Raw genomic sequence first — 22,071 nt, 5'->3', positions numbered from 1 at the left:
TGGCCAGCGCGCAGGCGACCGATGGCTGTGGGGTCATCGCAACCGACTTCACGCGCACGCTGGTGTGTATTGGGGGTTAAGAAGCCAGGGCCGGCCCAGAGGGCCGGTCGGGCCACGCCTTGGGGTAGTCCCAAGGCGGCTGATTATAGGAGGCCCTGCCCAGGCCTCAGGGGCTGCCCGTGGCCGCCAACAGCGGCGCCGGTGTCACAGCCGTGGGCTGCTGGAAGGGGTTGCCCTGGATCAGCACGATGGTGGCCGTGGGGGCCGCCGCCAGGGCAAACAGCACGGTGGCCGTGGCCACCACCCGGGGCCGGTCGATGTGCACCACCGCCACCGACAACAGCGTGACAAAGCCCAGAAACGCCATGCCCAGCCATTTCAGCGGGTTGATGTGGGTCTGGCTGAGGGCAATGCGCAGGTCACGCTGGCCCGCCAGCAGCCGCGCCTCGCGCAGCATCTGGGCCTGCACGCCGGCGCCGGCGGCTTGCTCCACCGCCCGGCTGGCCAGCAGGTGCAGCAAGGCCTCGCCCTGGGCCTGCACGGCCGGGCTCTGCTCGCGCCGAGCCAGCTCAGGCCACTCGGCCGCGCTGGCACGGGCATAGGCCAGCACCGTTTCGTCGAGCGCCTGGTGCAGCGGCGCAGGCAGGTCGTGGCCCAGCACGCGCAAGGTGCGCAGGGCGTCAGCCTCCTGGTAGACGGCCGACATGGCCTTGTCGTGGGCGCTCCAGGTGTCGTTGGCCAAAAAGGCCAGCGTCAGGCCGAACAGCACGCCAATGATGTTGATGAACGGCGGCGCCACCCCCTGCAGACCCTGCAGCCAGCCGGCCCAGCGCGAGCGCAGCAGCGCCCATTGAATGAACAGCACCGCCGCCAGCGTGCCCAGCACGGCAAAGGCAGCGTAGGCATAGTGGTCGTAGGCCAGCCAGGAGGTCGGGTTCATCGTGGGCTCAGGGGTGGGGGAAAATTCACCCATGGTGCCACGCCCCGTGCGGCGCGCCAGGGGGCTGGATCAAGAAGCCGTGAGGTCAGGCCTGGGCGGCTGCCAGCCGCGCCAGGAAGGCCTCGGGCACCAGGGTCACCTTCTTGTCGACCCGGCCCACAAACACCACCCCGATCTTGCCGCGGGCCACCTCGCGGCCCGAGTCGCGCTCGGTCATGCGGAACACCAGGTCGAAGCCATAGCGGTTGAAGTCTTCGGGCAGCATCTCGACCTGCATGGTTTCGCCGTGAAAACCCTCGGATTTGTACTGGGCCACGATGTCGCCCACCACGATGCTCAGCCCCTCCACCCCCGACTCGCGGTAGCCCAGCCATTTGAAAAAGCGCACGCGTGCCTCGGACACCAGGGTCAGCAACTGTGCGTTGTCGAGGTGACCGCCCTGATTGACGTGGCTGATGTAGATTTGGATGTCGGTCGAGAAAAGGAAGCGCTCGGGCAGCGTGAACTGGATGCGGGGCATGTCGGGGGGCAGGGGGTGTATGGATTCGGGTTGATATTGTGCCCTTGGGCTGCTGTCACCTGGGCGAGCAGCCAGTCCCCTCGGGCTGGCTATAGTTTGCGCACCGCTGTCTCAAACCCTCATTGACTGCCAGGAGATTCCCCATGCCCTTCCGTCTTTCCCAACCCGCCCGCTGGCTGAGCGCTCTTTGTTTGGCTGCTGGCTCCATCGGGGCGCTTGCCGCCCCTGATGCGACCCTGAAGGCGGCGGCCGAAAAAGCCCAGCCGGCCGTGATCGAGAGCCTCCGTGAGATGGTGATGATCGAATCGGGCAGCTCGGATGTGGCGGGCCTGGCCCGCATGGCGGCGTTCACCGAGCAGCGGCTGCAGGCCCTGGGCTTCAAGACCGAGCGCCGCAAGACCACGGCGGGCGCTGGGGCCGACATCGTGATCGGCACCCTGCAGGGCACGGGGCGCAAGCACCTGATGCTGCAGGCGCACATGGACACGGTTTACCAGCCCGGCATCCTCAAGACCCAGGCCTACAAGGTGGAGGGTGGCCGCATCTATGGCCCGGGCATTGCCGATGACAAGGGCGGCATCGCGGTCATCCTGCATTCACTGGCTTTGCTGCGTGAGCGGGGCTGGACCGACTACGCCACCCTGACCGTGCTGTTCAACCCCGACGAAGAGGTGGGCTCGATCGGTTCGGGCGAGACCATTGCCACCCTGGGTGCGCAGCAGGATGTGGTGCTGTCCTTCGAGCCCACGGCCGCCAAGGCCGTGGCGCGCCAGGAGGGGCTGCTGCTGGGGGCGGCCGGCACGGCCACCGTGACCCTGCAGGTCAAGGGCAAAGCTTCGCACGCCGGTGCGGCCCCCGAGCTGGGCCGCAACGCCTTGATCGAACTGTCGAACCAACTGGTGCAGACCCGCGACATCGCCAAGAGCGTGCCCGGCGCCCAACTGAACTGGACCACTTCGCAGTCGGGCACGGTGCGCAACCAGATTCCCGAACTGGCCACCGCGGGCGCCGATGTGCGCACCACCCAGCCTGGTGCGGCAGAAGCCTTGAACGAAAAGCTGCAGGCGGCCGTGCAACGCAACAAGGTGGTGCCCGACACCGAGACCACCGTCACCATGACCATCGGGCGCCCGCCCTACCTGGCTTCTGCCACAGGTCGGGCCGTGGCCCAGCGTGCCCAAGGCATCTACGCTGAGCTGGATGGCCGCCCTTTGGCCCTGGTTGACATGGTGGGTGCGGCCACCGATGCCGGCTTTGCCAGCCGCTCGGGCAAGGCGGCCGTGGTCGAGAGTTTTGGCCTGGCCGGTTTCGGCTACCACGCCCGGGACGAGTACATCGAGGTCGATTCCATCGTGCCCCGCCTGTACCTGACCACCCGGCTGCTGATGGACCTGGGCCAGCCTTGAGGTCTCTACATCAATGGGATCCGATGTGCCTCATGGCTCATGGCTAGGGGCAGTGGGCTGAGGCTGGATGAGCGGCGGTCTTTGCACTGTTCTGGCCCGTACAGATCACAGGCGGACCGCTAAAATGGCTTCCTACAATCCCCTCGCGGTGTCATTTGGTTGACTCAGGCTTGGGGCGAAAAGGCCACCGCAAGGTGGCTTTTTCATGGGTGGATTCCCAAGTGTCTCGAACAACGATCTACGTCGACGGCTTCAACCTGTATTACTCGCGACTCAAAGGCACACCTTACAAATGGCTCGATGTGGCCGCTCTGTTCAGAGATCGCATCGTCCAGATTCAGGACCCCTCTGCGGTCGTCGACACGATCAAATTTTTCACTGCGCCCATCAAAGCATCCTATGCCCGGCATGGTGAGGCGTCGGCTCAAGCGCAAACCCAATACCACCGCGCATTGCGAGCCCGCCATCCGCAGTTGCTGGAAATCATCCAGGGGTTTCATGTCTTTGAGCCCACGGCATTGCCCCGGTACGAACCGGGGCAGGCACCCGACAAGAACGATGTGTTGCCAGTCTGGATGATTGAGGAGAAGCAGACGGATGTGAACATGGCCCTGCACATCTATCGCGATGCGGTGCTGGGGCAGAGTGAGCAATTGGTGATTTGTTCGAACGACAGCGATCTGGAGCCCGCATTGCGCAGGGTGCGCGCAGATGTTCCTGCGGTCAAAATTGGGTTGGTGATGCCATTGCGTGAGCCGAGTGCAGGCACGGGCAAGGTGCCCAACAAAAGATTGACGGACTTGGCTCACTGGGTTCGCCGATACATCCGGGACGATGAATTGGCGCAAGCGCAAATGCCGATCAACGTGCCTACACGCAAGAAGCCCGCCAGCAAGCCTGCGCATTGGTGATTCGATCAGGGTCACGCGGGCTTCACCCGCACGCCAGAATCCATGCCTGCTTTGACATCTGTGAGCTACCTGCCATCGCTGTCAACCGCCAACCCCACCAGCCGGGCCGCCGCCCGGGCCGCCACCCATTCCTCGTTGGCCGGCTCGACGGCCACCCGCACCGCGCTGTCGGGCGCCGAGATGCAGGCCTGGTGGGCCTGGTTGGCGGCGTTGTCCAGGCGCAGACCCAAAAAGCCCAGTTGCTGGCAGATGCGCGAACGGATCTCGGCGTTGTGTTCCCCCACGCCGGCGGTGAAGACCAGCAGGTCCAGCCCGCCCTGCACGGCCACCAGGGCACCGATCTCGCGCACGATGCGCCGCACATAGAGGTCAAGCGCGGCGCGGGCACGCTCATTGCCGGCCTCGTGGGCCAGCAGCACACGCGGATCGGAGGACAGGCCCGACACCCCCAGCAGGCCCGACTCGTGGTACAGCACATGGGCGACCTGCTGCAGGCTCAGTTTCTCGATTTCCATCAGGTAGATCACCGCGCCAGGGTCGAGCGCGCCACAGCGCGTGCCCATCATCAGGCCATCCAGGGCCGAGAAGCCCATGGTGGTGGCCACGCTTTTCAGATCGTTCAGAGCGCACAGGCTGGCGCCGGAGCCCAGGTGGGCCACCACGGTGCGGCCATGGGCCACAGCGCCGTGGCGCTCGGGCAGCACCAGGGCCTGGTAGGCGTACGACAGGCCATGAAAGCCGTAGCGGCGCAGCCCCCGCTCCCAGGCCGCATAGGGCAGGGGCAACATCTGCTCGACCTGGGGCAGGGTATGGTGAAAGGCCGTGTCAAAGCAGGCCACCTGCAGCAACTGGGGCTGGCGCTCCAGCAGGGCCTCGATGGCCTCCAGGGCAAAGGGCTGGTGCAGTGGTGCCAGCGGAATGTACTCGCGCAGGTCGGCCAGCACCTGGGTGTTCACCGCCACCGGCTCGAAGTACTTGGACCCGCCATGCACCACCCGGTGCGCCACCGCCGCCAGGTGTTGCGCGCCGGGCTGGGCCAGCACGCGGCGCTCAATGTGTTCGAGGGCTGCGTGGTAGGGCTGGGTCGGGTCCAGGCTCAGGCCCACCGGGGGCTGACCGGTTTCACCGTGGGTGGCCTGGGGGCCGCCAATGCCTTCGATCTTGCCGCCCCAGACCGGACTGCGCGGCAGAGGCGGCCGGCTGGCGTCGAAGAGGGCGAACTTGATGCTCGACGAGCCGCAGTTCAGGACCAGGATGTGCGTGTTCATGGCGCTCCTCAAGGGGGGGTGGCACGGTAGCGGTGGGCCAGCAGCACGGCAATCGCGCACGAGCTGATGCGGCTTTCGCGCGAGTCGGCCCGGCTGGTCAGCACGATGGGCACGCGCGCGCCCAGCACGATGCCGGCACTGGCGGCGCCGCCCAGGTACTCCAGCTGCTTGGCCAGCATGTTGCCGCTTTCGAGGTCGGGCACCACCAGCACATCGGCACGTCCGGCCACCTCGGACTGGATGCCCTTGATGTGGGCCGCCGCGGCCGAGACCGCGTTGTCAAAGGCCAGCGGGCCATCAAGCAGGGCGCCGCTGATCTGGCCTCGGTCGGCCATCTTGCACAGGGCGGCGGCGTCCAGCGTGGCCGGCATGGCGGGGTTGACCGTTTCCACCGCGGCCAGGATGGCCACCCGCGGCTGGGCCACACCGATGGCGTGGGCCAGTTCGATGGCATTGCGCACGATGTCGGCCTTGGCGTCCAGGCCGGGGGCGATGTTGATGGCCGCGTCGGTGATGATGAAGGGTCGCGGGTAGGCCGGGGTCTGCATTAGAAAGCAGTGGCTGATGCGGCGCTTGGTGCGCAGGCCGTGCTCGGCCGACACCACGGCGGCCATGAGTTCGTCGGTGTGCAGGCTGCCCTTCATCAGGGCTTCGGCCTGACCCTGCCGAACCAGCTCGACCGCGCGGTCGGCCGCGGCATGGCTGTGCGGCACGTCTTCGATGAGCAGGCCGTCCAGGCTCAGGCCGGCTTCGGCGGCCACTGACGCCAGGCGTGCACGGGGCGCCACCAGCACGGGGGTGATCAGGCCGGCGGCCTGCGCATCGAGGGCGGCGGACAGGCTCAGGGCGTCGCAGGGGTGGACCACGGCCATGCGGATCGGGCCCAGCGGGCGGGCTTCGGCCAGCAGGCGGCGTGGGCCGTCGTTGCCGGCGCTCAGGTGCACCTCGGGCAGGGTGCTGCGCGGGCGCGATACCGATTCGGTGGGGGCGATCACCTGCGCTTCGCCACGGATCACGGTCACCCCGTCCTGATTGACGCAACTGCAGGCCAGCTTGAGGCGGCGCTTGGTTTCCTCGCGCTCGGTCACCGTGACCTGCACGTCCAGCGTGTCGCCGATGCGCACCGGGGCCATGAACTGCAGGGTCTGGCCGAGGTAGATGGTGCCTGGCCCGGGCAGTCGCGTGCCCAGCACGGCCGAGATCAGCGCGCCGCCCAGCATGCCGTGGGCGATCACGCCATGAAAGCGCGACGCGGCGGCGTAATCGGCGTCCAGGTGCTGCGGGTTCACGTCGCCCGATAGGATGGCGAAGAGCTGGATGTCCTCGGCCGTGAGCTGGCGACGGATCGATTCGGAGTCGCCCACGGCGATCTCGTCAAAGGTGCGGTTGCGCACCGTCTGCAGCGCCTCCAAGGGCGCGGGCGAAAGGGTCTCTGGCGGCATGGATCGTTCCTCTTTGAAGGCGTTTCGACAGGATAGGTCAGCGTCGGGGGCTGAGGCTCAGCGGGTATCGGTGGGCTGCATGACCGGGTTGTGACAGGGTCTCCGACGGCATCAGAGCCTCAGGCGTTCATGCCATCTGGCTGATGGTGTTGCGAAAGCGGGCCAGCGCGGCGCTGAACAGCACACTGCCGATCACCGCAATGGCCAGCAGTGCCGGCCACACCACATCGAGGCCGGCGCCCCGGTACAGGATGGCCTGGGCCACGGTCACGAAGTGGGTGGTGGGGGCCGCCTGCATCAGGTCCTGCACCAGGCGGGGCATGCTTTCGCGTGGCGTCATGCCGCCCGACAGCAGTTCCAGGGGCAGCAGCACCAGCACCAGCAGCATGCCGAACTGAGGCATCGAGCGGGCCACCGTGGCCAGGAAGATGCCCATCGAGGTGGTGGCGAACAAGTGCAGCGCCACCGCCAGCATGAACAACGCCAGCGAGCCTTGGATGGGCACGTGCAAAGCCCCTTGCACCACGAAGATCAGCGCGATCAGCGCCGCACTCCACACCACCAGGCCCATGGCCCAGACCTTGGCCAGCATGATCTCCAGCGGGCGCACGGGCATCACCAGCAGATGCTCGATGGTGCCGTGCTCGCGCTCGCGGATCAGGGCTGCACCGGTCAGGATGATGGACAGCATGGTGACGTTGTTGATGATCTCCATCAGCGAGCCGAACCACGACTGCTCCAGGTTGGGGTTGAAGCGGGTGTGCACATTCAATTCCACCGGCAGCCGGGTCGGGGCGCGGTAACGGCGCACGAACTCGGTCACCTCGTCGGACACCATCTGCTGGATGTAGCTGCTGCCCGTGAAGGCCTGGCTCATGCGCGTGGCGTCCACATTGAGCTGCACCCGCGGCGCCTTGCCGGCCAGCACATCGGCCTGGAAGTCCGGTGGGATGTCCAGCACAAAGGTGTAGTCGCCGCTGTCCATGCCCGCATCCATCTCGGTCAGGGTCAGCAGGCGCGGCGTGTTGAAGTGTGGCGGGTAGAAGGCCTGCGCAATGCGCCCCGACAGTGGCGAGCCGTCTTCGTCGACGATCGCGATGGCGGCGTTGTGCAGCGTCTCGGGCATGGCCGTGGCGGCCACGTAGATCGACAGCGTGAAGGTGTAGGCGATCAGCACCAGCATCATCGGGTCGCGGATCAGGCTCCACAGCTCTTTCACGCCCAGGCGATAGATGTTCTTGAGTCGACTCATGGCTCAGTTCTCCTGCTTTCTCAGCAGCGCCACGGCCAGGCCCAGGATCACCGGGATCGAGGCCGCCAGCGGCCAGAATGAACCGGTCAGCGCCCCCAGGTCCAGCGCCTTGCTGAACACACCGCGGCTGATGGTCAGAAAGTGGGTGGCCGGGTACACCGCCCCGATCAGGGCGCCTGTGCCCTCCAGCGAGGACACCGGGTTGAGCAGGCCGGCAAACTGCACGCAGGGGATCAGGGTGCCGATCATGGTCACGAACATGGCCGCGATCTGGCTGCGCGTGAAGGTCGAGGCCAGCAGACCGAAGCCCGTGGCGCTGATCACGAACAGCAAGGCAGCCAGCGTGAGTGTGGCCACACTGCCCTTCACCGGCACCCCGAACACGGTGGCGGCCAGCACGGTCATGAGGGCGAAATTGAACATCGCCAGCACCACATAGGGCAGTTGTTTGCCCAGCAGAAACTCCATGCGCGTGACGGGCGTGACGTACAGGTTGATGATCGAGCCCAGCTCTTTCTCGCGCACCACCGACAGGGCCGTCAGCATGGCCGGGATCATCATCAGCAGCATCGGGATCACCGCCGGCACCATGGCGGGCAGGCTTTTCACATCGGGGTTGTAGCGGTAGCGGGTTTCGATCTGGCTGGCGGCGGCCAGGCGCACGCCCAGGCGCTGTTCGGCCTGCTCGGCGATCCAGCCCATGTGCAGGGCCTGCACATAGCCGCGCACGGTCTCGGCGCGGGTGGGCATGGCGCCGTCCACCCAGGCCCCCACGCTCACGGTCTGGCCGCGCTCCAGGTCGCGGGCAAAGCCGGGCGGGATCTCGATGGCCACGGCCAGCTCGCCGCTGCGCAGGCGGCGGTCCAATTCGGCATCGCTGGTGATGGGGGGGCGTTCGATGAAGTAGCGCGAGCCCGACAGGTTGAGGGCGTAGTTCTGGCTCAGCACCGTCTGGTCGCGGTCCAGCACCGCGTAAGACAGGTCTTCCACGTCCAGGCTGATGCCATAGCCGATGATGAACATCAGGATGGCCGTGCCCAGCAAGGCCAGGGTGGCGCGCACGGGGTCGCGCTGCAGTTCCAGGGCCTCGCGCAGCGAATAGCTCAGGGCCCGGGCCAGGCTGAAGCGCTTGCGCCGTGCCGGTGTGCCGGAATGGGGGGGCACCGCTGTTTCAGGGGCGGTCGCTGCGGGTGCAGTGGCCTGGGGGGCGGCCTCGTCGCCGGTGGCCTCGCGCAGGTGACTGATGAAAGCGGCCTCCAGGGTGGCCGCACCGCGCTGGCGCACGATGGCCGCCGGCGTGTCGCTGACCAGCACACGGCCCGCATGCATCAGCGAGATGCGGTCGCAGCGCTCGGCCTCGTTCATGAAATGGGTCGAAATGAAGATGGTGACCCCGTCCTGGCGGGCCAGGTCGATCATCAGCTGCCAGAACAGGTCGCGGGCCACCGGGTCCACGCCCGAGGTGGGCTCGTCCAGGATCAGCAGCTCGGGCTGGTGCACCATGGCCACTGCCAGCGACAGGCGCTGGCGCATGCCCAGGGGCAGGTTCTCGGGCAGGCTGCCCACCACCTCGCTGAGGCTGAAGCGCTGCACCATGTGTGCCACACGTCCGGCCACCTCGGACTCGGGCACACCGAACAGGCGTGCATGCAGCACCAGGTTCTGTTCGACCGTGAGCTCGCTGTACAGCGAGAAGGCCTGCGACATATAGCCCACGCGCCGACGAATCGCCAGGTCGTTGGGGTTGACGGTCTGGCCGAACAGCAAGGCCTGCCCCTCGGTGGCACTGAGCAGCCCAGTCAGCATCTTCATGGTGGTCGACTTGCCGCAGCCGTTCGAGCCCAGAAAGCCGAAGATCTCACCGCGCCGGATGCGGAAGTCCACATGGTCCACCGCCACAAAATCGCCAAAGCGCATGGTCAGGCCCTGGGCTTCGATGGCGATGTTGTGATCGGCCGCCGCGTCCAGCGGCGGCACCTGCACGGCCTGGTGACCGCGGCGGCGCTCTTCGGGCAGCAGGGCAATGAAGGCGGCCTCCAGGGTGTCGGCGCCGGCCTGCTGGCGCAGTTCGGGGGCACTGCCCGTGGCCAGCACTTTGCCTGCATCCATGGCCACCAGCCAGTCGAAGCGCTCGGCCTCTTCCATGTAGGCGGTGGCCACGATCACGCTCATGCTCGGGCGTTCGGTGCGGATGCGGTCGATCAGGTCCCAGAACTGGCTGCGCGACAGCGGGTCCACGCCCGTGGTGGGTTCATCCAGGATCAGCAGGTCGGGGTCGTGGATCAGCGCGCAGCACAGGCCCAGCTTCTGCTTCATGCCGCCCGACAGCTTGCCGGCCGGTCGGCTCAGGAAGGGCGACAGCCCGGTGCTGGCGGTGAGGCTGTCGATGCGGCGGCGGCGCTCGGCCGGGCTGTGGCCGAACAGGCGGCCGAAGAACTGCAGGTTTTCCTCCACCGACAAGGTGGGGTAGAGGTTCTTGCCCAGGCCCTGCGGCATGTAGGCGATGCGCGGGCACACGGCATCGCGGTGGGCGCTGCTGGCCATGTCGCCGCCCAGGGTCTCGACCCGACCTTGCTGCACCGCGCGGGCGCCGGCCAGCAGCGACAGCAGGCTGGACTTGCCCACGCCGTCGGGGCCGATCAGGCCCACGCGGCAGCCCGCGGGCAGGCTCAGCGTGATGTTGTCCAGGGCCAGGGTGGCCCCGTGGCGCAGGCTCACCGCGTGGAGGCTGGCGCAGGCTTCACTCACTGGGGCACCTTCACGGCCAGTTCAGCGGGCCATTCGGCCTGGGGGTCGAGCTTGAGCCAGGCCACACCGGGCAGGCCGGTCTTGACCTGCTGCAGATGGCGGCGCAGCAGCTCGCGGTCGATCTGGGCCTTCACCTTGAACATCAGCTTCTGGCGCTCGCTGGCGGTCTCGACCGTCTTGGGCGTGAACTGGGCGGTGGCCGCCACATACGACACCTTGGCCGGGATCACGTACTGCGGCGCGGCATCCAGTACCAGGTGCACCTCGCTGCCCACGGCCAGGCGACCGGCCACGGTCTCGGGCACGAAAAAGCCCATGTTCACCTCGGACAGGTCCACCAGGTTCAGCACCTTGCCACCCGCGCCCAGCACCTCGCCGGGCTGGGCCACGCGGTACTGCACGCGGCCGGCGCGCGGGGCCACCAGGGTGCCGTCGTCGATCTCGGTCTGGATGCGGGCCACGGTGGCGTCACCGGCCACGACGGCGGCATGGGCGCTGCCCACCTGCGAGCGGGCGGCGGCGATGGCGCTCTGGGCCGCGGCCAGTTGGGCGCGGGCGGCGGCCACGGCGGCCGTGGCGCTGCGGGCGCGGGCCCGGTCGTCGTCCAGTTCCTGCTGCGAGGCGGCGCCGTCGCGGCTCAGGTCGGTGGAGCGCGCCAGACGGCGCTGGGCATTGTCCAGGTCAGCTTCGCGGGCGGCCACGGCCGCTTGGGCGGCGGCGGCATCGCTTTCGCGCATGGCCACCTGGGCTTCGGCGCTGGCCACACCGGTCACGGCCTGGCGCTGGCGCGCCCGGGCTTCGTCGCGCTGGGCCTCCAGGCTCTGCATCTGCATGTGGGCCAGCGGCTGGTTGGCGCTGACCAGATCGCCTTCGCCGACCAGGATGTCGAGCACCCGGCCCGGGGTCTTGGTGGCAATGTCGATCTCGGTGGCCTCGATGCGCCCATTGCCGCTCACAAAGCCCGGCCCGGGGCCGGTGGCGCGCAGGTGGGTCCAGCCATAGGCCCCGGCGGCCAGGGCCAGGGCCAGAACAGCAGCGATGGGGAGAAGGGAAGAAGGCTTTTTCATGGTGTGGCTCGGCTCCGGCAGGCGGGTGCTCAGGGTTGTGCGGTGGCGGTCTTGGCGGGGCTGGCGGTCGTGCTTGGGCTGGCGTCTGCCGCCGCCAGCGTGCCGCCGCCCAGGGCGGCGTACAGCAGCACGCGGCTGGCCATGGCGGCCCGGCGGGCCTGCACCAGTTGCTGCCCGGCTGCCAGCAGATCGCGCTGGGCGTCCAGGACCTCGAGAAAGGCTGCCGACCCGGCGTCAAAGCGGCGCTCGGACAGGCGGGCGCGCTCGGTCTGGGCCTGCAGAGCGGCCTCGGCGATGCGCACCTGCTGGGCCAGCGCATGGCTGGCAGACAGGGCGTCGTTCACCTCGCGGAAGGCGTTCTGGATGCTTTTCTCGTACTGCGCCACGGCCTCGATCTGGCGCGCCTGCTGCAGGCTCAGGTTGTTTTCGCGCCGGCCTCCGTCAAACAGCGGTAGGTTCAGGCTGGGGGCAAACAGCCAAGCCTTGCTGGCGCCCCGGAACAGGCCATCGAAATCCGTGCTGGTGGTGCCCAGGGCGGTGGTCAGGGTCAGGCTGGGGTAGAAGGCGGCGCGGGCTGCGCCCACCTGGGCATGGGCGGCGCGCAGTTGGTGTTCGGCGGCCACGATGTCGGGCCGGGCCTGCAGCAGTTCGGAGGGCAGGCCGCTGCGCAGTTGGGCCACCGGGCTTTGTCGGCTCAGGGCGTCGGCGCGCTCGGGCAGGTCCAGGGGGGTGCCCACCAGGGCGATCAGGGTCTGGGCCTGGGCGGCACGGGCCTGCTCCAACTGCACCACCAGGGCCTGCGCCTGCGTCAGCAGGGTCTGCACCTGGGTCAGTTGCAGGCGCGAGCTTGCCCCCATGGCCACGCGGCGCGTGAAGATGCGCAGGCTCTCGGCGCGGCTGGCCTCGGCCTGGCGTGCCAGGGCCAGGCGTTCGTCCAGTTCACCCAGGGCCAGATGGGCCTGGGCCACCTGGGCCATCAGGCTGAGCTCGGCGCCCCGTCGGGCCTGCTCGGCTGCTTCGGCGTTCTGGGCCGCGGCATCCTGCAACTGGCCCAGGCGGTTCCACAGATCCACCTCCCAGCTCACGAAGCCCAGGCCCAGGCTGGCCCCGCTGGCTTGCACGGTGCTGCCCAGCGGGTTGATGCCGGCCGGCAGGTGCACCCGGCTGTTGCCGGCCATGCCCACCACCGAGGGCAGGCTGGCCGCATGTTGCAAGCCCCAGGCGGCCTGGGCCTGTTGCACCCGGGCAGCCGCGATGCGCAGATCGCGGTTGTTCGCCAGGGCCTGGGTGATCAGGGCCTGCAGCGCCGGGTCGGTGAAGAAGCTGTGCCAGGCCAGGGTGGGGGCGGCCGGGCCTTCAGGGGCACTGGCCTCGGCGTAAACACCGGCCACCGGGGCCGTGGGCAAAGCCAGTGGGGCGGGCGTGTGGGCGCAGGCGCCCAGCAACAGGCTGCCGGCCAGTGCAATGGACCCAGTGCTCAGCCGGGGCCGGGTGCTGCAAGCGGGGTTGGAAAGTGATCGCATCGGAAGCTCAGCCCATGATGTGGACGCCAGCGTCGACGTACAGCGTGTCGCCGGTGATGGCGCGGCCGCCGTCGCTGGCCAGAAAGGTGCACAGGGCGCCGACTTCATCGAGGCCCACCAGGCGGCGCAGCGGTGAGCGTGCCGTGGCCTGGCTCATCAGCTGGTCGAAATGGGCGATGCCCGAGGCGGCGCGGGTGGCCAAGGGGCCGGGCGAGACCGCGTTCACGCGGATGCCTCGCGGGCCGAGTTCGGTGGCCAGGTAGCGCACGCTGGATTCGAGGGCGGCCTTGACCGGGCCCATCAGGCCGTAGTTGGCCACCACCTCGTCGGCGCCCAGGTAGCTCATGGTCAGCAGCGTGCCGCCCTGGTGCATCAGGGGCTCGGCCAGGCGCGCCATGCGGATGAAGGAGTGGCAAGAGATGTCCATGGCACGTGCAAAGCCCTCGCGTGAGCAATCGACCACCCGGCCGTGCAGGTCGGCCATGGGGGCGAAGGCGATTGAGTGCAGCACGAAATCGAGCTGCCCCCACTCTCGCCCCAGGGTGTCGAACAGGGCTTCCAGCTGACCGGGCTGCTCCACATCGAGTGGCGCGCGGATCGCTGCCTGAAGCTGGTCGGCCAGCGGCTCGACATGGGGGCGGGCCTTGTCGTTGAGCCAGGTCACGGCGACCTCGGCCCCGGCGTCGCGGAAAGCCCGGGCGCAACCCCAGGCGATGCTGTGTTCATTGGCGATGCCGACCACCAGGCCGCGCTTGCCTTGCAGAGGGGGCGTCATTCACTTCTCCATCACGTAGTGGCCGGGGGCGGCGTACAGCACCGGGTGTTCGGGGGCGCCGAGGGCGGGTGGCGCGACCGGGGCGCCTGAATGGGCTCCCAGCCAGTCACGCCAGGCCGGCCACCACGAGCCCTCGACCTGGGGCGCCTGGGCGAGCCAGGTGTCGGCACTCAGGGCGGCGCCGTCGGCGCTGCGGGTCAGGCACTGGTAATGGCGGTGGGCGTGGCCCGGCGGGCTGACGATGCCGGCGTTGTGGCCGCCATTGGTCAGCACGAAGCTGATCTCTGCCGGGCTCAGGTGGTGCAGCTTGTAGACCGAGCGCCAGGGGGCCACGTGGTCGGTCACGGTGCCCACCATGAACACGGGCAGGCGCAGGCTGGTCAACGACACGGGGTGGCCTTGGACCTGGTAGCGACCGGCGGCCAGGTCGTTGTTCAGGAACAGTTGGCGCAGGTACTGCGAGTGCATGCGTGCGGGCATGCGGGTGGCGTCGGCGTTCCAGGCCATCAGGTCGTTCATGGCGGGGCGTTCACCCAGCATGTACTCGTTGATCAGGCGCGACCACAGCAGGTCGTTCGAGCGCAGCATCTGGAAGGCGCCGGCCATCTGGCCTGCGCTCAAGGTGCCGGTCTGCGCCATCTGGGCCTCCAGCAGGCTGAGTTGGCTTTCGTCGATGAACAGACCCAGCTCGCCGGGCTCGCTGAAATCGGTCTGGGCCGCAAACAGCGTCATCGAGGCCAGCTCATCGCGGCCGTCGCGCGCCAGGGCTGCGGCCGCGATGGCCAGCAGGGTGCCGCCCAGGCAGTAACCGGTCGCATGCACCTTCTGCGCCGGGCAGATGGCTTGCACGGCTTTCAGGGCGGCCTCGAAGCCCAGCTCGATGTAGTCGTCCATGGCCAGGTCGCGCTCGGCCTCGGTCGGGTTCTTCCAGGAGATGCAGAACACGGTGTGACCTTGGTCCAGCAGGTAGCGGATCAAGGAGTTGTCGGGCGACAGGTCCAGGATGTAGTACTTCATGATCCAGGCCGGCACGATCAGCACCGGCTCGGGATGCACCTGGGCCGTGGTGGGGCGGTACTGGATCAGCTCGATCAGGCGGTTTTGCAACACCACCTCGCCCGGGGTGCAGGCCAGGTCGCGTCCCACCTCGAAGGCCTCGGTGCCGGCCGCCGGCTCATGCGTGCTGGCCCGCTTCAGGTCGTCCTGGGCGAACGAAGCGCCGCGCAGCAGGTTCAGCCCATGCTCCTGCAGGGTGCGCTGCAACACCACCGGGTTGGCCGGCAGCAGGTTGCCGGGCGAGAACATGTCCAGCCATTGCCGGGTGCCGAAGGCCACCAGATCGGCGTGGTGCTTTTCCACGCCCCAGACCTCGTTGGTGGCCTGTTGCCACCATTGCTCGTTCAGCAGAAAACCCTGGTGCAGCAGGTTGAAGGGAAAGCGCAACCATTCCGGGTCGGCAAAACGGCGGTCACGTGCCGGCGGCTCGATGCATTGGCGGGCCGGACCGGGGCCGGCCATCAGGCACTCGGTGGCATAGCGGGCGAACTGCTCACCCTGCTGCCAGGCCAACTGGGCCAGGGCCAGGCGCTTGCCGGGCGACAGTGCCAGGTGCATGGCCCAGTCCAGACCGGCCAGCCAGGGCGCGGCCAGCGACATCGAACCACTGTGGCGTGCCAGGGCGGCATGAAAAGCCGCATCCAGTGCGGCGGCAGCCTGGTCGGTGGCGGGGGCTGCTGGGGCGGTGGAATCGGGTGTGCTCATGGTGAACGGGCTCTTCCGTTGGTTGGATGGGATTGACTCTAGGCAAGTCTCATCTGATCGGTCATGACCTGGATCAAACTAACGACCGACTGGTCGGTATCTAATAAATGATCAACAAGACACTGCCATGACCACGACGGAGACATCGCCATGACCGTTCTCGCCCCGGAGCGCCTGCCCACGGCGCCGCGCCTGCGCCTGCCGCCCGAGGTGCGCATGCGCCAGATCCTGGATGCGGCCCAGCAGGAGTTCGCCGAGCGGGGCTTTGCCGCCACGCGCATGGATGACATCGCGCGCCGTTGTGGCCTGTCCAAGGGCGGGCTGTACGCGCATTTCGCCAGCAAGGACGAGGTGTTCGAGGCCCTGCTGTCGCGCTCGCTGACGCTGCCGGATCTGGAGGATCTGCCCAGCCTGGGCGGGGCCAACACCGCCCGTGGGGTGGCTGAGTGGCTGGTGGGGCAGGTCGAGGCCTGTCTGCAGCGGCCCGGCACGGTGGCTACTTTCCGGTTGCTGGTGGCCGAGAGCGAGCGGGTGCCCCACCTGGTGCAGCAGTGGCAGCAGCAGGTGGTGGAGCCTCATCAACGGCAGTTGGCTGAATCGCTGGCCCGGGTGGCTGCCCATCTGGGGTGTGCCGACAGCCTGCTGGTACGCCACCCTTGGCTGGCCATGGCACCGGCCTTGCACACCATGGTGACCCACTTGCTGTTTGGCAAAGCCCCCCAGGGCGCGGCCATGCCTCCGGCTGACATGGTGCACGATGGCTATGTGGAAATGCTCACCGTACTGCTTGCTACTCCGGCCAATCCTGAACGCATGTGACCGAGTTCACTGCTCAGGTGTCATTTTGATGGGACGAGTGGAAAAAAGTTGAGAAGGCGGTGCTATCGTTGAGCGGCCATTCAGTGCTTTCGCCCCTACTTTTTTCTGGAGCTCATTCATGTCCAAACTCATCGTTGTTCTGATTTCCGGTTTGCTGGCCGCCACTTGCGGTCTGGCCCAGGCCTCCGATTGCGAAGCCAAGGCGGTGGGCAAGAACGGCAAGCCGCTGGCCGGTGCCGCCAAGACCTCGTTCATGAAGAAATGCGAGGCCGATGCCGGCGGCGCGGCCGCCGCCGCACCGAGCTGCGAAAGCAAGGCCGTCAGCAAGGACGGCAAGCCGCTGTCGGGTGCGGCCAAGGCGTCGTCCATCAAGAAGTGCGAAGCCGACGCCAAGAAGTAAGCCCTCAGCGGGGCAGCCTTCAACGGCCCAGTGACGAGGCGCTGAACGCCTGCCATTGGGCCTGGGTCACGTTCACCATCTGCAGCGCGGCCTCCAGCACGGCTTCGGTCCAGTGCGCTTGCTGGGCGAAGGCGATCAGGTTGTCGGCTGATGCCGCGCCGCTGCGGCCGCTGGCGCGCAACTGGTCCCAGGCCAACACACGGCCCAGGGTCTGGGCTGTGGCCAGCAGGCCTTCGGGATTGGCCTTGCCCTGCGCCATGTCCACCCGGTCTTCACTGGGTTGCAGGCCCCTGAGCACCCAGGGCTGGCCGTCGAACTCCACCGGTGCCAGAAAGGCGTGATCCACGGCCTGCATGCGGTGTTGCGCACCGACGATGCGTTGCGCTTCATCGGCCCCGCCGGGCTGCTTCACGCCCAGGGCGTTCAAGGCCGGGATCAGCGACGAGGGCTGGGCCGTCTTGAGATCGAGCAGCACGTTCGCATCCGGCGAGCCCTTGCCCTCGATCAGCACCGCGTAGCGGGGCAGGCCCAGGCTGCCCGTGCCCGCAATGCGGCGCGCCACATCCAGCACCTCGAAAAAGCCCGGGTGGGCCTGTTGCGAGGCGTAGCGCTGCACAAAGGCTGTCACCCGCTGGCGCTCGTCGTCCGTCACGGGCAGGGCTTTCTGACCATCGATCTTGAGCCGGCGCCGGCCGCTTTTGTGCAGCACGGATCGCGAGTTCAGGAAATCAACCCGTCGGCGCTCTTTCAGGCGCTCGAACAGTTCGGCCACCACGCCGCTGGCCGTTTCGCCCTCCACCCACAGGGCCTTGCCGCGCAGCAGCGCCTGTTGGTAGGCGCTGACACAGGCCTGGCTCAACGCCTGGGCCTGGGCCGCACTGGCCTTGAGGTCGGCCGCACCACACTGCAGGCTGGTCAGCAGGCGCAGCAGGTCCCAGGTGCAGGGGGCCAGGGCGGCCTCATCGAAATCATTGATGTCGAAATACACCAGCCGGTTGTCGCCCTTGTAGCTGCCGAAGTTCTCGAAATGCAGATCGCCACAGGCCCAGGCCAGTGGCGCCCGCGTCAGGGCCTCGACCTGGGGCAGGGCGTTGTAGAACAGGTGGCAGGCCCCGCGCAGGAAGATGAAGGGGCTTTGCCGCATCTTGGCGTACTTGAGGGCCAGGCGCTCCGGGTCTCGCCCCTGGTTGTAGGCGGCCAGGGCGGCGGCGATGTCCTGCGGGGCGGGCGGGGTGAATGTGGCGATCGGCTTCATGGTGGATCGGGGTGGCGACGATGCGGCCAGTTTAAGAGGCCACCCGCGTGGCGGCATACTGCGGGCTGTTCAGTTTTTGTGGATCAGGAGCTCTGTCATGCCTTTGGTGCCGGTTTCGTGGGCCCGCCCCGTGTGTCACGGTTTGGTCGCCGGCCTGGTCTGGGCCAGCCTGGCGGGCTGTTCCTCTGCGCCCAGCGCACCCAGTGCACCCACTGCGCCGCAGGCCCATTTGCCGCTGCAGCAGGCCTGGTTCGAAGATCAGGCCGTGCTGTATGTGACCACCGACGTCTCAGACCCGCAGGTGGCGCGTGCCAAGGGCGCCAACTTTGCCCCGCTGCTGGCGCAGGCCTTGCAGGATCCTGCGGGCCGCGCGGGCGGTCGAACCGGGGCCACGGCACGGGTCTATGGTTTTGTGAATGCCGGTCAGCCCAGTGTGTTTGCCTCAGCCCCCGGGCCGGTGGGGGCGGACAACGGCAGTCGCTCGTACAGCCCGCTGTGGCAATTGGCCGAGGTGCGCTGGCGGCAGGCCGATCAAGCCCGGGAGCTGCGCTCTGAAGAGGCGGTGCTGGCCGCTGCCGAGCAGGGGCTGCTGACGGTGACCCTGACCCGCGTGGTGCTGAACTGCCCGATCGTGGCGATCCCGGGGCAGGGCGCCCTGCCCGGCGTGTCGGTCGACCCGCGTTGAGGCCTTGCCGCTGCGGTGCGGCTCGCCTCAGGCCAGGTTGACCCAGCCGCTGTGTTCGGTGGCCGCCACGACGCGTGGCAGCCACAGCGTGATCACGCTGCCCACGCCGTACTCGCTGTCGATCTGCAGGCGGCCACCTTGCAGCTCCATGATCTCTTTGACCACGCTCATGCCCAGGCCCGTGCCCGGGATGGTGCCCGAGCTGTCGGCGCGGTAGAAGCGCTCGCAGACCCGCTTGAGCTGCTCGGGGGTCATGCCGATCCCGTGGTCGCGCACCTCCAGCCCTACCACCGGCGCCCCCTCGTGCTCGGTGCAGACCAGGCGCACGCTTACCTCCCCGCCGTGGGGGGAGTATTTGTAGGCATTGGACAGCACGTTGCCGATGGCTTGTGCCATCTTCTTGCGGTCCACCTGCACCAGCACGGGTTCGGGGCCGGCGTCGAATTCGGGCGTGGGGCGGTGCTGGGGCGGGTTGAAGTCGTGGATCAGTTGCAGTGTCAGGTGGGCCAGGTCCAGGCTTTCGATCTTGAAGTCCTTGCCACGACGGGCCTCGATGCGGGCCAGGTCCAGCAACTCATTGATGATGGAAATCATCAGCTCGGACTGGCGGTGGATGGTCTTGATCAGGTCGTCACGCTGCTCGGGCTTGATCTGCGGGAACTGCAGCAACTCGGCAAAACCGTAAATGCTGGTCATGGGGGTGCGCAGCTCGTGAGCGGCGGTCGACAGGAACTCGCTCTTCATCTGGTCGACTTCGGTTTCATGCGTCACGTCGCGCAACAGCAGCACCTGGGAGATCAGGCCCGAGCGGCTTTCGCGCAGGCCCAGTTGCAGCACGCGCTTGGCCGGGCGCAGCAGCTCGATCACGCTGCGTGAGTCGTCAGCGACCGCGTCGGGCTCGCGCAACTGCCGGCGCAGCGATTCGAAGCTGTGCCAGCGCGCCTCGGGGTTGGCCTGGCGCTGCAGCAGGAACTCCACCACGGTTTCGGGTTGCCCCACCAGTTGTTCAACCGTCAGACCGGTCAGGCGGCAGAAGGCCGGGCTGACGTAGCTGGCGCGCCGTTCCGCGTCGAAGGACACGAAGCCGTCGGGGCTGAGTTCGAAGATGGCGCGCAACTGTTCGCCGCGTACCTGCAGGCGTTGCACCAGGGTGGAGATCATGGCCGAGATGGCTTCGATGTCGTCGCTGCTGGCGCTGCGAGCCAGGGCCTGTTCCTCCTGGGTGAGTTCCTCCAGCACCTGGCGCAGCGACACCAGGGCGCTGGCGCGTGACTTGAGCTCGCTGCGCAGGCGCAGGTCGAGCGCGTGCTGCTCGCTCATGTCACGGCAGGCCAGCACGTAGCCCTGGGTGCTGCCATCAGGGGCCACGATGGTCGACAGGGTGGTGTCGATCACCAGTTCCTGATCCTGCCGGTTGCGCAGGCTGCGGCGGCGGCCCCGCCAAGGTTCGAGTCGGCTGGCCCGCGGTACCACCTGGGGCATCAGCGTGGACGCCGGCTGGCCCAGCACGCGGTCGAGCGGGCTGCCCAGCAACTGGCAGGCTGCGGGGTTGGCCAAGGTGATCAGCCCCTCGGCATCCAGCGTGAACACGGCATCGGCGATCGAGCCCAGGGTCACTTCGGCCTGGTGGCGCTGGGATTGCAGGCTGGCCGCGGCACGGCCCAGCACTTCGAAGGTCTGGCGGAATTCGCTGGGTGCCTGCTCACCGCCTTGCAGCATCTCGACCGGCAGGGCGCCGCTGTTCATGGCCCGTTCATAGTCCTGCACCCGGTTGAGTTTGCCGAGCCAGCGCACCAGCGGAAAGCGGATCAGCAGCAGCCCACCCACCACGGCCAGACCGCCCAGCAGCAGGGCCAGCCGGATCTGGCTCCACATGCGCCCGGCGATGTCGCGGGCATCGAAGCTCAGTCGCAGCACGCCGTAGTCGGTGCCGCCCACGTTGATGGGCAGGTTCACGTCGTACAGCCGGGCAACCACCAGGCCCACCAGCCAAGCCGGTGGCTCGATGTTCAGGAGGGAGGGCGAGGGTTCGTCGATGCGCCCGGTGCTGCGATCGATGTAACTGGCGGTGGACAGCACCGAGTGTGTGACGGTGCGGCGCAGCACTTGACGGATGGTGTCGTAGTCGCCGATGACGGCGCTGTCGGCAATCACCGGCGCAATGATCGAGCCCAGGGCCTCGCCCCGCAGCTGCTCGTCTTCCAGCACTTCGCTGATCTGATAGCGGAAGAACAGGCCCAGGCCGGCCAGCACGAAGCCCAGCAGCGTGACCGTGTAGAGGGTGAAGACGCGCCCGACCAGTGAGCCGGGTGTCAGGCGTTGGAGCAGTTGGTGCAGCAAGGTCGGACTCAGCGCAGCGTGGGCGGTGCAGTGCGGTAGAAATCGCGGTAGGCGCCGTATTCGCTGCCGTCCGAGGGCGTGAAATAGGCCTCGGCCGACAGGCCCACCTGCTCGGAGGCCTTTTGCAGGATCTCGCGCCCCCGCGGGTCCTGGTGCATGCCCAGGAAGGCCTGTGCCACTGCCTTCTGTACCTTGTCGGGCACATTGGCGGCCGACATCAGGGCCAGGTCGTACAGCGGCGGCGATGACCACAGCACGCGCAGCTTGCGGCCTTCACGGCGTGCATAGCCCTCGGCCAGTTGCGAGTTGGTACCGACGGCCGCCACTTTGCCGCTCACGAGTTGGGCGAAGGCCGCGTCCATGTTGCCGCCGAACAGCAGCTTGGCCTCGATCTTGCGGCCGGCCAACTGGGCCGCCGGGAACTTGTAGGCCACCAGGGCTTCGGGGCCTGGAAAAGCCATGTCCTTGCCCTGCAACTGGGCCAGGTCGGTGATGGGGGAATCCTGCAGCACCACGATCTGGGCGTGCAGCGGTGGGGTGAGCCGGCGCCCGAACACCTTCCAGCCCAGTTTTTCTCGCTCGGGGCTGAACATGTGGTTGGAGAAGATGAACTCGACCTCCTGGGCCAGCACGTAGGCGGTGGTGTCAGCCGAGGTGCGCCCGATCTTGAGCTGCAGCTTGATGCCGCTTTTCTCGGACACGTAGGCGATGATGGGGTTCCAGTAGGCGGCGGTCAGGTTGATGCCGTACTGGTTGACGGGCGAGAAACGGTAGGTGCCCGCTTCGGGCGTCTGGGCCTGGGCGCTGGCGCCCGCCCCGGCGCCCAGCAGGGCCAGCCCGGTTGCGAGGCTCAGTCGGCGGCGGGAAATTCGAGGATAGGCCATCGGGATGCTCCAGCAAGTCGCGCCAGGGGTCGCGAACCGTTGATGTATCCCAATGTTACTGGCATATCCGGCCGG

18 protein-coding genes are annotated in these 22,071 nt (G+C 67.8%); 5 read left to right on the top strand and 13 right to left on the bottom strand.

The genetic code is table 11. The features are described 5' to 3' along the window. Window positions 1-166 precede the first annotated feature (166 nt). Entirely contained in the window at window positions 167-940 is a 774-nt protein-coding gene (locus tag AC07PT_RS23175) for a bestrophin-like domain (RefSeq protein ID WP_494658259.1), read from the bottom strand. Between the two features lie 85 nt (window positions 941-1,025). Beyond that, window positions 1,026-1,460: an acyl-CoA thioesterase gene (locus AC07PT_RS23170; RefSeq protein ID WP_492348965.1), complete on the bottom strand. Its 435-nt coding sequence runs from the start codon at window positions 1,458-1,460 to the stop codon at window positions 1,026-1,028. A gap of 143 nt (window positions 1,461-1,603) precedes the next feature. Here AC07PT_RS23170 and AC07PT_RS23165 point away from each other — a divergent pair, with 143 nt between their 5' ends. Together AC07PT_RS23165 and AC07PT_RS23160 are read left to right on the top strand one after the other, a co-directional pair. Then, window positions 1,604-2,866, top strand: coding sequence for a M20/M25/M40 family metallo-hydrolase (locus tag AC07PT_RS23165; protein ID WP_492348966.1), 1,263 nt, complete (start codon window positions 1,604-1,606; stop codon window positions 2,864-2,866). A gap of 221 nt (window positions 2,867-3,087) precedes the next feature. After that, the gene (locus AC07PT_RS23160) at window positions 3,088-3,777 is read left to right on the top strand and encodes an NYN domain-containing protein (RefSeq protein ID WP_494658258.1); all 690 of its coding nucleotides are present in this window, start codon (window positions 3,088-3,090) and stop codon (window positions 3,775-3,777) included. 65 nt (window positions 3,778-3,842) lie between these two features. Here the strand turns inward: AC07PT_RS23160 and AC07PT_RS23155 are convergent, their stop codons facing one another. The 8 genes from AC07PT_RS23155 to AC07PT_RS23120 form a co-directional block, all read right to left on the bottom strand. Beyond that, the gene (locus AC07PT_RS23155; RefSeq protein ID WP_494658257.1) at window positions 3,843-5,045 is read right to left on the bottom strand and encodes an acetate/propionate family kinase; all 1,203 of its coding nucleotides are present in this window, start codon (window positions 5,043-5,045) and stop codon (window positions 3,843-3,845) included. A gap of 8 nt (window positions 5,046-5,053) precedes the next feature. Then, window positions 5,054-6,487 (bottom strand): bifunctional enoyl-CoA hydratase/phosphate acetyltransferase, encoded by a 1,434-nt coding sequence (locus AC07PT_RS23150; protein WP_492348969.1) that lies wholly within the window; start codon window positions 6,485-6,487, stop codon window positions 5,054-5,056. Between the two features lie 127 nt (window positions 6,488-6,614). Beyond that, window positions 6,615-7,739, bottom strand: coding sequence for an ABC transporter permease (locus AC07PT_RS23145; protein ID WP_494658256.1), 1,125 nt, complete (start codon window positions 7,737-7,739; stop codon window positions 6,615-6,617). Window positions 7,740-7,742: 3 nt separating this feature from the next. Beyond that, window positions 7,743-10,487, bottom strand: coding sequence for a ribosome-associated ATPase/putative transporter RbbA (rbbA, locus tag AC07PT_RS23140; protein WP_494658255.1), 2,745 nt, complete (start codon window positions 10,485-10,487; stop codon window positions 7,743-7,745). Next, window positions 10,484-11,554 (bottom strand): HlyD family secretion protein, encoded by a 1,071-nt coding sequence (locus AC07PT_RS23135; protein ID WP_492348972.1) that lies wholly within the window; start codon window positions 11,552-11,554, stop codon window positions 10,484-10,486. The genes rbbA and AC07PT_RS23135 overlap by 4 nt, the downstream gene beginning before the upstream one ends. 29 nt (window positions 11,555-11,583) lie before the next feature. Further along, window positions 11,584-13,077 (bottom strand): efflux transporter outer membrane subunit, encoded by a 1,494-nt coding sequence (locus tag AC07PT_RS23130; RefSeq protein WP_494658254.1) that lies wholly within the window; start codon window positions 13,075-13,077, stop codon window positions 11,584-11,586. A 7-nt stretch (window positions 13,078-13,084) separates the two neighbouring features. Further along, a complete protein-coding gene (gene fabI, locus AC07PT_RS23125) occupies window positions 13,085-13,852 on the bottom strand; it encodes an enoyl-ACP reductase FabI (RefSeq protein WP_492348974.1) in 768 nt (255 codons plus the stop codon). Then, on the bottom strand, window positions 13,853-15,613 hold the full coding sequence (locus AC07PT_RS23120; protein WP_494658253.1) for a PHA/PHB synthase family protein: 1,761 nt from the start codon (window positions 15,611-15,613) through the stop codon (window positions 13,853-13,855). Between the two features lie 150 nt (window positions 15,614-15,763). Between AC07PT_RS23120 and AC07PT_RS23115 the strand changes: the two genes are divergently transcribed. Both AC07PT_RS23115 and AC07PT_RS23110 read left to right on the top strand, forming a co-directional pair. Further along, complete coding sequence (locus tag AC07PT_RS23115) at window positions 15,764-16,432, top strand: TetR/AcrR family transcriptional regulator (protein ID WP_492348976.1); 669 nt, start codon at window positions 15,764-15,766, stop codon at window positions 16,430-16,432. Window positions 16,433-16,550: 118 nt separating this feature from the next. Continuing rightward, complete coding sequence (locus tag AC07PT_RS23110) at window positions 16,551-16,832, top strand: hypothetical protein (protein WP_492348977.1); 282 nt, start codon at window positions 16,551-16,553, stop codon at window positions 16,830-16,832. Between the two features lie 19 nt (window positions 16,833-16,851). Here the strand turns inward: AC07PT_RS23110 and AC07PT_RS23105 are convergent, their stop codons facing one another. Beyond that, window positions 16,852-18,087, bottom strand: coding sequence for a DUF2252 domain-containing protein (locus AC07PT_RS23105; RefSeq protein ID WP_492348978.1), 1,236 nt, complete (start codon window positions 18,085-18,087; stop codon window positions 16,852-16,854). Between the two features lie 97 nt (window positions 18,088-18,184). Here AC07PT_RS23105 and AC07PT_RS23100 point away from each other — a divergent pair, with 97 nt between their 5' ends. Further along, the gene (locus tag AC07PT_RS23100; RefSeq protein WP_492348979.1) at window positions 18,185-18,772 is read left to right on the top strand and encodes a DUF7482 domain-containing protein; all 588 of its coding nucleotides are present in this window, start codon (window positions 18,185-18,187) and stop codon (window positions 18,770-18,772) included. A gap of 27 nt (window positions 18,773-18,799) precedes the next feature. Here the strand turns inward: AC07PT_RS23100 and AC07PT_RS23095 are convergent, their stop codons facing one another. Then, window positions 18,800-21,112, bottom strand: a complete 2,313-nt coding sequence (locus tag AC07PT_RS23095; RefSeq protein WP_492348980.1) for a PAS domain-containing sensor histidine kinase — start codon at window positions 21,110-21,112, stop codon at window positions 18,800-18,802. Between the two features lie 8 nt (window positions 21,113-21,120). Further along, window positions 21,121-21,996, bottom strand: a complete 876-nt coding sequence (locus AC07PT_RS23090) for a phosphate/phosphite/phosphonate ABC transporter substrate-binding protein (RefSeq protein ID WP_492348981.1) — start codon at window positions 21,994-21,996, stop codon at window positions 21,121-21,123. Window positions 21,997-22,071: the final 75 nt, after the last annotated feature.

The organism is Curvibacter sp. GW821-FHT09D12, from assembly GCF_059416245.1.
Note: the sequence above shows the minus strand (reverse complement) of the source record. Positions and strands in the feature narration are given on the sequence as shown.

Excerpts from the sequence above, each read along its gene's own strand:
- AC07PT_RS23175 (WP_494658259.1), bottom strand. The coding sequence starts at position 940 with ATGAACCCGACCTCCTGGCTGGCCTACGACCACTATGCCTACGCTGCC.
- AC07PT_RS23170 (WP_492348965.1), bottom strand. The coding sequence starts at position 1,460 with ATGCCCCGCATCCAGTTCACGCTGCCCGAGCGCTTCCTTTTCTCGACC.
- AC07PT_RS23165 (WP_492348966.1), top strand. The coding sequence starts at position 1,604 with ATGCCCTTCCGTCTTTCCCAACCCGCCCGCTGGCTGAGCGCTCTTTGT.
- AC07PT_RS23155 (WP_494658257.1), bottom strand. The coding sequence starts at position 5,045 with ATGAACACGCACATCCTGGTCCTGAACTGCGGCTCGTCGAGCATCAAG.
- AC07PT_RS23150 (WP_492348969.1), bottom strand. The coding sequence starts at position 6,487 with ATGCCGCCAGAGACCCTTTCGCCCGCGCCCTTGGAGGCGCTGCAGACG.
- AC07PT_RS23145 (WP_494658256.1), bottom strand. The coding sequence starts at position 7,739 with ATGAGTCGACTCAAGAACATCTATCGCCTGGGCGTGAAAGAGCTGTGG.
- AC07PT_RS23135 (WP_492348972.1), bottom strand. The coding sequence starts at position 11,554 with ATGAAAAAGCCTTCTTCCCTTCTCCCCATCGCTGCTGTTCTGGCCCTG.
- AC07PT_RS23130 (WP_494658254.1), bottom strand. The coding sequence starts at position 13,077 with ATGCGATCACTTTCCAACCCCGCTTGCAGCACCCGGCCCCGGCTGAGC.
- fabI (WP_492348974.1), bottom strand. The coding sequence starts at position 13,852 with ATGACGCCCCCTCTGCAAGGCAAGCGCGGCCTGGTGGTCGGCATCGCC.
- AC07PT_RS23120 (WP_494658253.1), bottom strand. The coding sequence starts at position 15,613 with ATGAGCACACCCGATTCCACCGCCCCAGCAGCCCCCGCCACCGACCAG.
- AC07PT_RS23115 (WP_492348976.1), top strand. The coding sequence starts at position 15,764 with ATGACCGTTCTCGCCCCGGAGCGCCTGCCCACGGCGCCGCGCCTGCGC.
- AC07PT_RS23110 (WP_492348977.1), top strand. The coding sequence starts at position 16,551 with ATGTCCAAACTCATCGTTGTTCTGATTTCCGGTTTGCTGGCCGCCACT.
- AC07PT_RS23105 (WP_492348978.1), bottom strand. The coding sequence starts at position 18,087 with ATGAAGCCGATCGCCACATTCACCCCGCCCGCCCCGCAGGACATCGCC.
- AC07PT_RS23100 (WP_492348979.1), top strand. The coding sequence starts at position 18,185 with ATGCCTTTGGTGCCGGTTTCGTGGGCCCGCCCCGTGTGTCACGGTTTG.
- AC07PT_RS23090 (WP_492348981.1), bottom strand. The coding sequence starts at position 21,996 with ATGGCCTATCCTCGAATTTCCCGCCGCCGACTGAGCCTCGCAACCGGG.